Below are 13,967 nucleotides of genomic sequence, written 5' to 3'. Positions count from 1 at the left end.
TGATCAGTCAGTGCTGTATAGTTCAGCGTGTGCTGACTATTGTTTCACGCCTCGACGTCATGAACCGGCTCGGCCGTGCCATGGCGGATCCGACGCGTTCCCGGATCCTGATGACGTTGCTCGATGGTCCGAGCTACCCGGCCGTGCTCTCGCGCGAGTTGGAGCTGACGCGCTCGAACGTGTCTAACCATCTCACCTGCCTGCGCGACTGCGGGGTCGTGGTCGCTGAGCCTGAGGGTCGCCAGACTCGCTACGAGATCGCAGATCCGCACCTTGCTGCTGCGCTCGTTTCCCTCGTGGACGTGACGCTGGCTGTCGATGAGCACGCACCTTGCGTGGACTCAGCATGCACGGTACCTTGCTGCTGCGGGACGAGGGCGGACGCGTGAGCGCGGCGTGTGGCTGCGAACACGAGCCTGCTACTGCGGCGGATGATGAGAATGAAGAGGTGGGGCGACCCTGGTGGAAGGACCGCGGCATCATGGTGCCGGTCTTTTCAGGTGTCGCATTCCTCACCGGTCTAATCCTTGAATGGTCCGGCCTCGAGATCCCGGCGCTCGTGCTGTTCTGGGCCGGCCTGTTGCTGGGCGCGTCGACGTTCACTCCTGGCGCGATCCGGAAGCTGTTAAAGGGCAAGCTCGGGATCGGGCTGCTGATGACGATCAGCGCGATCGGCGCGGTCATTCTCGGTTACGTCGAGGAGGCCGCAGCGTTGGCCTTCCTATACTCAATCGCAGAGGCCCTCGAGGACAAGGCGATGGACCGCGCCCGGGGAGGGCTGCGGGCGCTGCTGAAGCTGGTGCCGGAGACGGCGACAGTGCTGCGCGACGGGGTGGCCGTGCAGGTTCAGGCGAAGGAGCTGACGGTCGGCCAGGTCATGGTGGTCCGACCGGGCGAGCGGATCGCGACCGACGGGATCGTCCGTGCGGGGCGCTCCAGCTTGGACACCTCGGCGATCACCGGGGAATCGATCCCGGTCGAGGTCGAGCCCGGCGATGCGGTGTCGGCCGGCGCGATCAACAGCGCCGGCGCACTGGAGGTCGAAACGACCGCGGCGGGTACCGACAACTCGCTAACCACGATCGTCGAACTGGTGGAGCAGGCGCAGACGGAGAAGGGCGAGCGTGCTCGTCTCGCGGACCGGATCGCTCGCCCGCTGGTGCCCGGTGTGCTGATCCTCGCCGCCCTCGTCGCGATCCTCGGATCGCTGCTGGGCGACCCGGAGATGTGGATCACCCGCGCACTCGTCGTGCTAGTCGCAGCCTCACCCTGTGCGCTGGCGATCTCTGTTCCGCTGACGGTCGTCGCCGCGATCGGCGCGGCGAGCAAGTTCGGCGTGATCATCAAATCCGGAGCCGTCTTCGAGCGCTTCGGCACGGTCCGGCACGTAGCCGTCGACAAGACCGGCACCCTCACCTGCAACGAGCCCGCGGTCACCGCCGTCCTCACCGCGAACAGCGTGACCGAGACACAGGCGCTGGCCTGGGCGGCGGCGCTGGAACAGCACAGCACGCATCCCCTCGCCTCCGCTATCACCGCTGCGACTCCGGGCATTGCGGCAGCTGTAGACGTGACCGAGAAGGCCGGGCACGGCATCGAAGGCACCGTCGACGGGTCGAGAATCACCGTCGGCAGCCCCCGCTGGCTCGACGCCGGGGAGCTCGGAGACCGGGTCGCGGGTCTCGAGGAACAGGGCATGACCGTCGTGATCGTCCACCGGGACGGATTCCCGGTCGCGGCGATCGGTGTCCGCGACGAACTGCGCCCCGAAGTTCCCGAAGTCGTCCGCACGCTCGCGGATCAGGGCATCGACATGACCATGCTCACCGGCGACAACGCCCGCACCGCACGCGCCCTCGCCGCACAGGCTGGCATCAAGGATGTGCGTGCGGAGCTGCGTCCCGAGGACAAGGCAGCGGCAATCGGTGAGCTGTCGAAGGCGGGATCGGTCGCGATGATTGGCGACGGCATCAACGACGCCCCGGCCCTCGCCTCCGCGGACATCGGCATCGCGATGGGAGCGACCGGTTCCGACGCAGCGATCGAGTCCGCCGATGTCGCGTTCACGGGCCACGACCTGCGCCTCATTCCGCGGGCGTTCGACCACGCCCGCCGGTGTCGGCGGATCATCAACCAGAACATCATCCTGTCGTTGCTGATCATCACCGCGTTGCTCCCACTCGCGCTGTTCGGAGTCCTGGGGCTGGCCGCCGTCGTCCTCGTCCACGAGATCGCTGAGGTCATCGTGATCCTTAACGGCCTGCGCGCCGCGCGCGCCAAGTCGCCCGCGCTGTCGTCGGTAACGCCTTCTTCACCTGTCGCGGTCCACGCGGGTCGGAACTGAGAGGAGTTGGTCATGGAGATTACGTTGCAATACTTCGACGGGTGCCCGAACTGGGAGATACTCGACCGTCGGCTTGCTGGGCTGCTCGACGGCCGATCAGATGTCCGCGTCACACGTCAATTGGTCGAGACCCCGGAGGACGCTGTGCGACTCGGGTTCCACGGGTCACCGACCGTTCTCGTCGACGGGGTCGATCCCTTCGCCGACGAGCACGCGCCGGTCGGGCTCGCCTGCCGGGTGTTTAGTACCCCTGCCGGGCTGGGAGGGTCTCCGACCGTCGAGCAGTTGCGCGAGGCGATTTCCGGGCGAGCGCTGACGGGTGATGCTTGATCAGGCGCGGGTGGAACGAAGAGCCGGGTAATCGGACCACTCACCACCGGCGAGACGTGACCATGAGGCAGCGGACGCCGTCGTGATGCCGAGGAGGTCCGAGACGATCCGGGGATGCAGTTGCCGTGTGAGTTCGATGAGCGCTGTTGTGCGGGCGCTCCCGGCAAGCAGGCCTTCGGCGCGAAGACGACGGCTCAGTGGGCCCGGGGTGAGGTGGCGGCCTGGGTTCCTGCCGGGGAACAGCCATCCTTCAGGATGGCCCTTTGTGGCATCGACGAGCTCGACGATGGCGTCGCCGAGGATCTCTGGGACCTTGATCGGCTCGGCTCCGACGGTGAGCGTCACGGGCTGTGAGCTCGTATCGACCTGTGCCCGGGTGATCGTGACGATGCGGGTCAGCTGAATGCCGTAGAGCAATACGAGAAGACCCGCGGCCCGGGTCTTCGGGTCCATGTCGGCATCGGACAGGAACCTGCGGGCCATCTGCCATCGGTGGTCGGAGGCATAGTCTCGCCCTTCGAGGCGATGGGCTCGAAACTCGACGCGAAGGGTGCTCAACCGGTGCTTTCGCAGCCAGCGAGTGAACGGTGCCAGCGCGTCGCGTTGGCTGGGCGAATCGGTCAGATGCGCGTCGAGTAGGCGCTGCGGAAACGTCGCCAGCGTCTCCTGGTGCGACCGGATCTCTCCAAGGAACGCGGCGCAGTACTTCAGCGCAGCCCGTTGCCTCTGGAAGCCGGAAGCAGGGCTGGACGCGATGCGCAGTGCCCGAGTGGATCGGAGGAGCTCCCAGGTGCAGTAGCGGCGCAGGATCAGCCGGTCCTCGGGATGGTCGATGCCATCGAGCCAGTCGTTGAGCCAGTGGGTGAAACGCGTGCCCTCGACGTCGAGCTCCGGCAGCACGCCGGAACGGACCAGCAGTGAGAGGAGGAACGTGACCGACTGTCCCGACCGGGCTCGGGTGATGATCGCCTCGGCGGTGAGCGGCAGGGTCCCGTCCGCGAGCTCGCGGAGCACCATCGCGCACTTGCTCTTGTGCAGCCAGCGTTCGAGCGACGCCGCTTTGCCATGGTGCGTGAGCAGATAGTCAGCAAGGGGCTGGAGGTCCGCGCGGATCTCTCCCGCATCGTCGGCGAGCAGTTGCTGGATCGCGACGGGCCGGCGGCACTCGACGCAGAGGTGATGTTTGCGGATCTCCTCGATCGAGCCGCATCCGGGGCAGGCCATCGTGATCGGAGTACCCGCGCAGTCGGCGCAGACCTTCTGGCCATTCATGAAGCCGGTCAGGAACACCCTGCGCGCGCACTCGGGACAAGGCTGTGGTCTGCGTATCGCGTAGTAGCAGCGCGCGCATACTCGTCGTCCGTCGAGGTGGGAGGCGACGCGGCCAGGTTCTCCGCAGAGACCACAGGTCTTGATCGGTGCGGTGTAGCAGGCCAGACAGACCAGTTCCGGGCGACGGACGATGATGGTCGCATGCTGACCGCACCGCGAGCAGTCGCCGAACGATCGAGGGTCGGCTCGCCAACAGTCACGGCAAAAGCGCTGTCCGTCGATCGTGCGCTGCACGGGCCGGACCCGGCCACAGGACGCGCACGAGACGGACCGGGCGTTCCGCTCGCATCGGGAGCAGTGTCGACCACCGCCCGGCGTCTTGTGGGGCATTCTCACCGCGCGTCCGCAGGACTCGCACGTCGGCAGCATCACCCGGCTTGCCCCTTCTTCGACCAACGCGCGGGCCAGATCCTGAACAGTCACCGGCACGTTCGCATGCTGCCCCTCCAGGACTCCGGGCTGCTTGATCAGCGCGAGCTCAAGAAGCCGCTGCGTGAGGGGTACTGGCGCAACCGAATGCACGATCTCAGCGATTCGCTCGCGAGAGATTTCGGGAACGAAAGGGTGGACGAGAGCGACGACTTCAGCGACTCGCGGCAGCTGCGGAGGCTTGGCCACCGCGGCTACTTCGTACGCGGCCGACGAATCGCCGCGCGAACAGGACGGAGATCACCGATCGACCCCCGTGTCGCCTCCTCGCCCACCGCCACCGGGGCCAAGGCCTCCCGGCGAGTGATCGTCACGAGATCGTCGAGCGAGCACTCCAGTGCATCACACAACGCCGCCAACACGTCAAGACGCACCCGCTGTGGCGGCTGAGTCACCAGCCGATAGACCTGCTCCCGGGACAGGTCGATGCCGCGCTCTTCGAGCAGAGGCTTCAGCTTGGAGGTCTGGAAGATCCCGCGCGAAGCCATCACGCTGCGCAGATTCCAGCCGGTGTCGAGCTCAACGGTCATCAACTTCTCCTTCGATGAGGGCCTTCAGCGCTTCGGCGAGCACACGGTTCTTGTAGTCCGAGCTGACGGAGGCGTAGATCGAGGTCGTCGAGGCATGCATATGCCCGACCTGCTCTTGGACGAATCGATCGGCGTACCCGAACTCGAGAAGGTGCGTGACATAGGAATGCCGGAGGCTGTGCAGTGTCAGATCCTTCGACAGGCCGGCTTCATCACGCAGCTCTGCGAACCTCCGGTCGAGATACCCAGCAGACAGACGCGTACGGCGCTCGGTCACCCAGAGCGCGTCGAGGCGGTCTCCGGGCGCGAAACGGGCCCGGGCCTGCTCGAGCCATTGCTGCATGCCGGGCACCCACCAGTCGAACTCCGGCACCAGCAGCACCGTGCGACGTCGTGGCGCGCCACCGCCCGCCGCCTTCGCCCATCGCACGTGAACCGCGCCGTAGCGCCCCCACTGCCGCATCTTCGCGTTGTGGTGCAAATCGACGGTATCGAGCATCACCGCCTCAGTGCGGCGCAGACCGAACGCGTAGACCGTCTTCAGCAACTGGGCATCCCGCAACGCGCCGAGCGCACCCTTTCTCCCGGAGCTCACGAGCAGCTCGACGCGAGCGTCGGCCGTGTCAAACAGGCGCTCAATCTCGTCGTACGTGAACGGGCGACGCTTCCCATCGCCTTCAAACTCGAACCGATGCGCCACCGTGTTCCACGGCAGACACACCTGCGAGGGGACCTCCCCAAACTCGCGATCGCAGATCTCCATCCAGTCGTACAACGGGTTCGTGAGGTAATCACAGAACCCACGGATAGACCCATGGTTGGCGCGCATCGTCGACAGCGTCCGAGTGCGACCGCCGGACTCAGCAGTGAACTCATCCACATCCGCGACCGTCCACCTCCATGGCGGTTTGTCCACGAAATCACGGAACCGCGTCACCGTCGCCGTCCGGTTCCGTATCGTCTGCTCACGGAGTCCGCGCGACAGCTGCTGGTTCCGCCAACCATCGATCATCGCGCTGAAAAACTGCGCTTCCGGGTTCGCCAGTGCGACGTTCGATGCTGACGTGATCAGCCGAAGCGCCGCTGGAGAAGCCCCAAAATCTTGCATTAGATGCAACAAAGTATGGGACAGTGCATCACCCTGTCAACTCAGATCTCAGCATCCGCCAGATCTCGCTGTTATGGTCAGAGCAGTTCCGCACCTCTCTGGTGAATAGACGTCGTTTGGAAGTGTGAACAGTTGCATTCACTGCAACATGCGAGGGTTGCTCACGCGGCGTTAGGAATCACCAGATGCGTTAAGTCGCAGAAAGTCGGCCGACTCCTCAGGATTTACAGGCGTCGCCGTTGCATAACGCTGGCTCGCGCCCGCGGGCGTTTCGCTGAATCCTTGACAATCTCCTGTCCCTTCGTGAGGCTGACACCATCACGGTGAAGGAGTCGTCACGATGAAGACCACAATGTTCGTGTTGGCGGCGCCGTGAGCGTGCCGGATCCGTTCCTCTTTGAGCGGCTCACGTCGATCATTCCCGTGCGCGTGGTGTCGACGCTTGAGCGCGCCGAATATGTCGAGCGCCTTCAAGATGTTCTCCGGCTCTTTGACATCGATGCCGTTTCAGACGGGCGTGGCATCCACTTCGACGGACCCGGCGTCGGCGAAGAAGACCAGCCGTTGGTCGCGGCACTCACGACACTCGTTTCACGCAGATTCGGTACCTGGGCACCGCTGCCGGAACCGTGATCGAAACGTGAGTGCTCGCGCGCTATTCATCGAGCGCGGTGCGCACCTCGGCGGCTTCGCCGTGGCGGCCGAGCGTCGTCAGTAGGTTGCCGAGCTCGAGCGCTGCGACCTGGTGCACCGGGGTGCCGTGGATCGGGCGCGCGAGGAGCGTTTGATAGATACTGATGGCCTCATCGAGGCGATCGGAACCAGCAAGCACGCGAGCCGCGAAGAGCTCTGCTCCGCCGGCGGATTGCGCATCGCTTTCGCTGTCGTAGCCGTCGGCGGCGCGCAGTGCCATCGCAATCGCCTCGTCGAGCTGACCCATCGCGCCCAGTGTTCGTGCGCGAGAATCCGTGACGTCGGCAATCAACCAGGGCGCATCGTGCTCGATCGCCAGCTTCTCGGTTTCATCGAGCACGGTGAGTGCGCGGGGGTCGCCAACGGAACCGAGCGTTTGTGCGAGCAGGTGCAGTGAACGGCTGAGGAGCACGACGTTGTCAGGTTCCTGCCTGGCCAGGTCGATCGACTGCTCGAGTAGCGCCACCGACTCTTCGGTCTCACCGAACTGGCCGAGAATGCGGCCCTGCATGGCGAGGGCGTGGGCGCGACCGGCCGTGCTCTCAGCCTGCTCAAAGAGCTCAGCTGCATACCCCCACGCGCCGACAGCGTTGCCGTACTGCTCGTCCACCTCAAACGCCTCGGCCAGCAGCGAGACCGTTTCGGCGCGGTTCGCTGCAGTCGCATCAGCGGCGGCTTCTTCTTCGTGCACGACGGAGAGCAGCTCGGCGGCTTCACCCGCGTTGCCAGCGGAGAGAAGGGCACGAGCGAGCCGGAACCGCACGGCTGACGTGTCATCGCCGTCGCGCTCGACCTGCCGAAGGGTGACACGGTAGCGGGCGGCCGCTTCGGTCGGCATCCCGGCGTCTTCGTACATGGCGCCAGCCAGCACCGATACCCGTGCGGCTCCCCATGTGGCACCGATCAGCGCGATCAGGCGTGACGCCTCATCAGCATCGGCTGCCCCCTCAACGAACTCGCCTTCGCCACCACGAATGCGGCCGCGAATCTCGAGCATTGAGGCGCGCTGCCCACGCGATGCGGCTGGCATTTCCAAGCCTTGGTCGGCGGCTGCGCGCGCGGCGGCAACATCACCGGCGATACCGGCGTAGAAGGCGACGTTGGCGAGCGCATCGACGATATCTTCTACATCGCCGTGAATCACAAAAGCTTCCAGCGACAGGTGTGCCATATCGAGGGCCTCTTGCACCTTGCCGTCGCGGAGGTAGGCGCTTGCGATACCGCTCAGCGTGACGGCGCGCACGCCCGGTGACACAGCCGCATCGGCCGCCTCCAACAGGCGTGGCACGGAGGCTTCGCCCTCGATACCAAACAGTGTGAGCCCCAGGTCTTCGATAAGACGGGCAAGTTCGTCGTGGCCGTCGGCGCGGCTGGCGGCGGCGTAAGCGGCAAGGTGCGGCCCGGTTTCGTCCTGCCGGTCGGCGGCCAGCAGAGCGCCGACCATGAGGCCGTGCAGATCGGCGGCGTGCGTCGGGTCGTTGTCGTCGAGAGCCGCCTGCAGGGCGACGAGCGCGCCAGCGGCGTCGCCCCAGTCGCTCAGTTCGATCGCACGGGTGAAACGCTCCGCTGCCGTCTGCGGAACCAGTGCTGCGGGTTCCGGTATGAAGGCTTCAGAAAGAATGGGCACGTCAAAGCGCAACTCAGCCACGCGCTGATCGCGAGCCAACGCATCGGCGAAAGCTGTGGTTCCGTTGCGCGCATCGAAGCGGGCGCCAATCTCAGCAGCCTTCGCCCAGGCGACCGGCGCGAGCTCGGCGGCCGTCCACGCGCCGTCGTGCTCGCCAAAGAAGCGCACAAGCTCGGTGGCATCAGCGCCGCGAACCACGGTGTCGCCGTGGCCGGCACGGGTCACGGCGTCGAGCGCGATGCCGAAGGACCGCAGGGCGCGGGCGTGGCCAGCAACGTTGAGCGCATCGTGAGCGAGCCAGCGCACGTGACGCTCAACCATGGCGAGAGCGCGTGCCTCGTTGCCCGTGATCGCGGCGAAGACAATGTTGGTGGCAACCATGCCGAGGTTGTCGGCGTTGTCACGAGCCAGCCGGTAGCTCCGCAGATGCGCGCGCCTCGCGTCGGAAAGGCGGCCAGCGCGGAGGAAGGGGAGAAGGGAGCGGGCGAGCGCGTGCTCAGGCTCTTCGCCGCACCCGAAGCCGCCCTCGATCATCTCTTCAACGAGACGGATCGCATCGGCGTCGCGGTCAGTATCGGCGAAGTATCCGACGAGTTGGCTGCGTCCGCATGCGTCACAGTGGCTGTGGTCGTCGCGCGGTGTCGCTTCCAGCACGAGCCGGCGCTCTTCCGCCTCGGCGAGGCGGCCGGAGCCCCACGCATCTTCAAAGCGCGCCATCGCGACGGCGCTCAGGCCCAGCCCCTCAGCGCGGAAGTGCGCTTCCATGTCATCGAGCACCGCCTGAATCTGCTCGGTGCTGAACTCGGGGCTGGCGCGCAGGGTGGAGGCCATCCACTTGAAATGCCACATCAGGTCGGCGCCACCGTTGCCGATGTCCGACGGGAAACGCGTGGGGTCGGAATCGTGCTTGGCCAAGCACCACGCAAACGAGCTGAGCAGCAGGGTGGTGTCGCCGCCCTGATTCGCCGACGAGGTTTGGCGCATGCGGGCGCGGTACTCGAGCTCTTCGTCGCCCAGTTCGACGGCCATCGCGACGGCGCGGGCGGTGAGCTCACGCTCTTCAGGGCCCCACGCGGTGTGGTCAATCTGCTGGAACAGTGCGGTGATCTCTTCGGCCGTTGTCATGCGTCACCGTTCTCGAGAGGGGGAAGAAAGTCGGGTTCGATCTCGCCTGCGGACAGCGCAATGAGGTCAGCAAGCGCCGTGGTCATGAGCGCGCGGTCGCGTTCAGACAGCGGGCGGTGACCGGCGAGCAGCGCCTGCACGTACAGCAACTGCACGGTGCGGCTGAACACGGCGTCATCGGTGACCCTGGTGAGGGTGCGGACGGTCTTGTTGCCCCAGTTCAGGCACAGCCGGGCAGACAGATCGGTGTCATCTGACCGCATCGACGACGTGATTTCATCGAGCTTGCCAAGCACCCCCGACCACAGCGAGCCGGAGATGCCCTGCGCCCGGGTGCGATCGATCTTGCGGAGCACTTCGGGGTCAGCGACGTACAGTGCAGGCAAGCTCTGGCGGTCGAGCGTGCGCACGATGACGGTGGTGTCGACGTCGGCGAGCACCGCGGTGGCGCGGGCTTCGAGTGCGACGGTGGTGTCGCGATCATCGAGCGGCGGCGGGTCGAGTCGTTCAAACTCGCTGACGACGTCGACACGCTCAACGAGAACGGCGGGGTAGAGGGCTGGAAGCATGCGCACGATGTCGGCGTCGTAGAGGTATCCGCCGTTGACCAGCACGGTCGACGCGTCAGAAATGCTCGCGACCTGGTGATATTCATCGACCGTCTCCGCGTATCGCACGCGACCGAAGCGCTGCACGAGATCGCCGATAGCGAGGCGGCCGTGGGTGGTCTCCACGGTCAACCAGCGCACGATGAACTGCGCCAGTTCTTCGTCGTGACGCACGAGTGATTTCAGCGAGACTTCGTGAATCGCGACGAACTGTTGCAGACGGTGCGGCTGCGTGAGGCCGAGGTCAAGCACCCACCGGCGAATCGCCTGGCCGAACGCCTCGCGGGTTTCTTCGAGGGCATCGTCTTCGACGAGTGATTCCCGGCTCGCGGTGGGGTGCAGCCCGGTGGAATCGACAACCGCGCGCACGAAGAACGCCCACTCCGGAAGCAGGTCAGGGATGCGCTCGCCCAGCAGCATCCGGTTGAGATAGACGCGGCTGGTCTGTCTGGCACTCGGCGGCGGCATAAACGGCAAAACGTACCCGATACCGCGGCAACCGGTTCCGGGCGCCGACAAGTCGATCATGTCGAAAGGCTGCGTGCCCAGCACCGTGGTTCCGTACTCCAACGCCTTTTCGGGGTGGGAAGCGACGTCGAGAAACGGTGGCTCGTGGTTGATGGCATCGTCTCCGCCGCCTGGCAGATCAATCGCGATGCGGTAGGGGAGAAACTCGCCAAAGGTCTCGGCGAGGCGGCGCACTGTGGCCGCCTGCAACAGCTCGACCTGCCCCATTCGGGGCGTGAGGTGCACGCTGGTGCCGATGGGAAGTGGTTCCGTCAGTTCCCGCACCGTGAAGGTGCCATCGGTCTTACCCACCCATTCGACAGCGGCCGCACCGGTCGCGCTCTGCGAACGAATGACAATTTCGTCTGCCACCATGAAGCAACTCAGCAGTCCAATACCGAACTGCCCGAGAAAATCTTGCCGCGGCAGGTCAAAAATGTCGCGCTTCGAGCTGCGGCCCACGGTCGCGAGAAGCTCAGCGACCTCATCGGCTGTCAGGCCAATGCCGTCGTCGCGCAGCACAAATTCGCTGGACGCCTGGCCAATCGGCGTGATCCGAATGGACCCACCGCCGCCATCGAGCGAGCGACGGGCCGTGATGGCATCGCCGGCATTTTGCAGGAGTTCTCGCAGGTAGACCCGCGGGCTCGAATAGATGTGGCGGCTGAGGAGGTCGACAACGCCCCGAAGGTCCACTTGAAACTGTTGTGGGGACGAGGTCACATGTACTCCCAAAATCGCGCTCTCGACAGAGCTTCGACTCTACGCGGCGTGCCACTTTCGCGCGAAACGGCGCGGGCGCTGTGCATACCGCGGGGGAGTGGAAGATGACGGAACCATTCCTGCGGTGCGCACCGCATGGTTCCGTTTCGACGCGCGCGGGATTCGGAGTTGGTTCGCCGACGCTTGTGGCATGCCGTATGCTTGGTGATGCAGTTGAAGTCTGCATTCTTTTGCCATGCCTGTCACGGTGAAGAACGTAGGTTTCACCTCGAGGTCGCAAGGCCTCTAGGGCGGTAGCTCAACTGGCAGAGCAGCGGTCTCCAAAACCGCAGGTTGCAGGTTCGATTCCTGTCCGCCCTGCGCGTCAGCGCACGCTGGCTCACGAAAGGTACATTCACGATGGTTGATGACGCTTCGCGCGGCGAGCTCGCGGCGAACGGTGCAGTAGCAGCGAAGAAGATGAACGTCTTCGCGCGTATTGCGCTGTTTTTCCGTCAGGTGATCGCCGAGCTTCGCAAGGTCGTCACGCCGACACGCAGTGAACTTATTAAGTTCACTGCGGTTGTTCTCGGCTTCGTCGTCGTCATGATGGCCTTGGTGTTTGGCCTCGACACGCTGTTCTTGGCAATGGCCAACGTCGTCTTCGGAGTTCCATCCTGACGCACGGTTCGCTTCGCGAACCCATTGGCGGAAGGGGTTCCGCCAATCATCGACGAAAGAGATTCCAGTGACTGAACGTATTCACGACGACGCCGACTGGGCGCCCGCGGCAGAGCAGTCCAGCGAGGATGACCAGGCTCAAGAGGGCAACGTCCTCGCAGCTGACGAGCACGCCAGTGATGCAGCCGAGACGGCTGCCATGCACATCGTCGACGATGAGAGCGCTGATGACAGCGACCTCGACGACATTGACATTAACGACCCGGAGGCAGACGCAATCGTGAACGACGCGCTCGACATCAACGAGACGGCTGAAGCGGAGGCCGCTGCCGAGGTTCTTACCGACGCACTCGCTGAAGAGGTTGCAGAGCAGGCTGCTGACGCTGCTGATGAGGTCACCCCTTACGACGGCCCCGAGGCTGACGAAGACGCTGACCCGTACGAGGCGTTCAAGCTGGAACTGCGCACGCTGCCTGGCAAGTGGTACGTCATTCACTCGTACGCTGGCTTCGAGCGCAAGGTTAAGGCCAACATCGAGCAGCGTAAGTCGACTCTTGAGGTAGAAGAAGACATCTACCAGATCGAGGTCCCCATGGAGGACGTCGTCGAAATCAAGAACGGCCAGCGCAAGATGGTTACCCGCGTGCGCATCCCGGGCTACGTGCTCGTGCGTATGGAGCTGAACGAAGACACCTGGTCGGTTGTTCGCCACACGCCTGGTGTTACCGGCTTCGTCGGCAACGCTCACAACCCGACGCCGCTGCGCTTCGAAGAGGCCTTCAACATGCTGAAGTCGCTCGTTGAGGTCAAGGACGTTCAGCTGGCTAAGGCCGCAGGCAAGAACGGCATCGCCGCTCCGGTTCGCTCGGTCTCGGCTGAGGTTGACTTCGAGGTCGGCGAGACGATCACGATCAAGGAAGGCTCGTTCGCTGGCCTTCCCGGAACGATCTCCGAGATCAAGCCGGAGAGCGGCAAGCTCACCGTTCTGGTTTCGCTCTTCGAGCGTGAGACTCCGGTCGAGCTGTCGTTCGACCAGGTCACCAAGATGATGTAAGACTTTTTTGCAAAAGGCCCCGGTTCGCCGGGGCCTTTTGCGTTCCCCCAAGCCTCCAAGCCCCAGCCCGTCGGGCCCATCGAGCCTGCAAATCTTCCAAGCCGTTGGGCTCTTCGAACCTGCAAGCCCGAATTTCGCTTGTCTCGCCGACCCATTCCCTGTTCTGCACGATGAAACGCGCGCATCCTCGAAACACGCCATGCATTGTGCGCCGCGCCGAACGCTCATCGTGCAGAACAGGATTGTGGTGGGGTGCGGAACCAGGGGTGCGGAACCAGGAGGGGTGGCCAGAGGGAAAGGGGCGGCTGGGCGCGGGCGCGGGCGGGTCGAAGGTGGGGCGCGATATGGGGTAGACTTGTGTGGTTTGTGCGCCGCATTCGTGCACGTGCGAACAACCGCGTTCCGGAACGGCCGGAAGTGCGGGAGAGCGAAATGAGAGTTTCGTTCGAAGAAAGGAAAAGGAAATGGCACCTAAGAAGAAGGTGACCGGCCTGATCAAGCTTCAGATCAACGCTGGTGCAGCCAACCCGGCGCCGCCGATCGGACCGGCTCTCGGTCAGCACGGCGTGAACATCATGGAGTTCTGCAAGGCCTACAACGCAGCGACCGAGTCGCAGCGCGGAAACGTGATCCCTGTTGAGATCACCGTTTACGAAGACCGCAGCTTCACGTTCGTCCTGAAGACGCCGCCGGCAGCTGAGCTCATCAAGAAGGCAGCTGGTGTTGCCAAGGGTTCGTCGACGCCGCACACCGTCAAGGTTGCAAAGATTTCGGCAGACCAGGTCCGCACGATCGCTGAGCAGAAGATGGCTGACCTGAACGCGATTGACATCGATGCTGCATCGAAGATCATCGCTGGTACCGCTCGCTCCATGGGCATCACGGTCGAGGGCTAAG

12 protein-coding genes and 1 tRNA gene are annotated in these 13,967 nt (G+C 64.6%); 8 read left to right on the top strand and 5 right to left on the bottom strand.

The genetic code is table 11. From position 1 onward, the window contains the following. The first annotated feature begins 29 nt into the window (after positions 1-29). Genes KTJ77_RS09965 through KTJ77_RS09955 form a run of 3 tightly spaced genes read left to right on the top strand, consistent with a single transcriptional unit; the run spans position 30 to position 2,674 of the window. Positions 30-389 (top strand): metalloregulator ArsR/SmtB family transcription factor, encoded by a 360-nt coding sequence (locus tag KTJ77_RS09965; RefSeq protein WP_217338221.1) that lies wholly within the window; start codon positions 30-32, stop codon positions 387-389. Then, entirely contained in the window at positions 347-2,344 is a 1,998-nt protein-coding gene (locus tag KTJ77_RS09960; protein ID WP_254367420.1) for a cation-translocating P-type ATPase, read from the top strand. Before KTJ77_RS09965 ends, KTJ77_RS09960 begins: the two co-directional genes overlap by 43 nt. A gap of 12 nt (positions 2,345-2,356) precedes the next feature. Further along, the gene (locus tag KTJ77_RS09955) at positions 2,357-2,674 is read left to right on the top strand and encodes a hypothetical protein (protein ID WP_017884924.1); all 318 of its coding nucleotides are present in this window, start codon (positions 2,357-2,359) and stop codon (positions 2,672-2,674) included. Here KTJ77_RS09955 and KTJ77_RS09950 read toward each other — a convergent pair whose 3' ends face one another. From KTJ77_RS09950 to KTJ77_RS09940, 3 genes are read right to left on the bottom strand one after another with little or no spacing between them, the layout of a single operon-like run. Next, entirely contained in the window at positions 2,675-4,624 is a 1,950-nt protein-coding gene (locus KTJ77_RS09950) for a hypothetical protein (protein ID WP_254367419.1), read from the bottom strand. It abuts the gene before it with no gap. A 5-nt stretch (positions 4,625-4,629) separates the two neighbouring features. Further along, on the bottom strand, positions 4,630-4,965 hold the full coding sequence (locus KTJ77_RS09945; protein WP_217338220.1) for a helix-turn-helix transcriptional regulator: 336 nt from the start codon (positions 4,963-4,965) through the stop codon (positions 4,630-4,632). Continuing rightward, on the bottom strand, positions 4,955-6,073 hold the full coding sequence (locus KTJ77_RS09940) for a tyrosine-type recombinase/integrase (RefSeq protein WP_254367418.1): 1,119 nt from the start codon (positions 6,071-6,073) through the stop codon (positions 4,955-4,957). The genes KTJ77_RS09945 and KTJ77_RS09940 overlap by 11 nt, the downstream gene beginning before the upstream one ends. Before the next feature lie 372 nt (positions 6,074-6,445). Here KTJ77_RS09940 and KTJ77_RS09935 point away from each other — a divergent pair, with 372 nt between their 5' ends. Further along, on the top strand, positions 6,446-6,706 hold the full coding sequence (locus KTJ77_RS09935) for a hypothetical protein (RefSeq protein ID WP_217338219.1): 261 nt from the start codon (positions 6,446-6,448) through the stop codon (positions 6,704-6,706). A gap of 22 nt (positions 6,707-6,728) precedes the next feature. Here KTJ77_RS09935 and KTJ77_RS09930 read toward each other — a convergent pair whose 3' ends face one another. Both KTJ77_RS09930 and KTJ77_RS09925 read right to left on the bottom strand, forming a co-directional pair. Continuing rightward, positions 6,729-9,518, bottom strand: a complete 2,790-nt coding sequence (locus tag KTJ77_RS09930; protein ID WP_217338218.1) for a lipopolysaccharide assembly protein LapB — start codon at positions 9,516-9,518, stop codon at positions 6,729-6,731. Next, entirely contained in the window at positions 9,515-11,356 is a 1,842-nt protein-coding gene (locus tag KTJ77_RS09925; RefSeq protein WP_367948888.1) for an HSP90 family protein, read from the bottom strand. The genes KTJ77_RS09930 and KTJ77_RS09925 overlap by 4 nt, the downstream gene beginning before the upstream one ends. 287 nt (positions 11,357-11,643) lie before the next feature. Between KTJ77_RS09925 and KTJ77_RS09920 the strand changes: the two genes are divergently transcribed. The 4 genes from KTJ77_RS09920 (at position 11,644) to rplK (ending at position 13,966) form a co-directional block, all read left to right on the top strand. Continuing rightward, positions 11,644-11,716, top strand: a tRNA-Trp gene (locus KTJ77_RS09920). 39 nt (positions 11,717-11,755) lie between these two features. Continuing rightward, complete coding sequence (gene secE, locus KTJ77_RS09915) at positions 11,756-12,016, top strand: preprotein translocase subunit SecE (protein ID WP_217338216.1); 261 nt, start codon at positions 11,756-11,758, stop codon at positions 12,014-12,016. A 67-nt stretch (positions 12,017-12,083) separates the two neighbouring features. After that, the gene (gene nusG / locus KTJ77_RS09910) at positions 12,084-13,070 is read left to right on the top strand and encodes a transcription termination/antitermination protein NusG (protein ID WP_217338215.1); all 987 of its coding nucleotides are present in this window, start codon (positions 12,084-12,086) and stop codon (positions 13,068-13,070) included. Between the two features lie 464 nt (positions 13,071-13,534). Then, positions 13,535-13,966, top strand: a complete 432-nt coding sequence (gene rplK / locus KTJ77_RS09905) for a 50S ribosomal protein L11 (RefSeq protein ID WP_217338214.1) — start codon at positions 13,535-13,537, stop codon at positions 13,964-13,966. Position 13,967: the final 1 nt, after the last annotated feature.

It is taken from the genome of Microbacterium sp. NC79 (assembly GCF_019061125.1).
In the GTDB taxonomy this organism is placed as follows: Bacteria; Actinomycetota; Actinomycetes; order Actinomycetales; family Microbacteriaceae; genus Microbacterium.
Note: the sequence above shows the minus strand (reverse complement) of the source record. Positions and strands in the feature narration are given on the sequence as shown.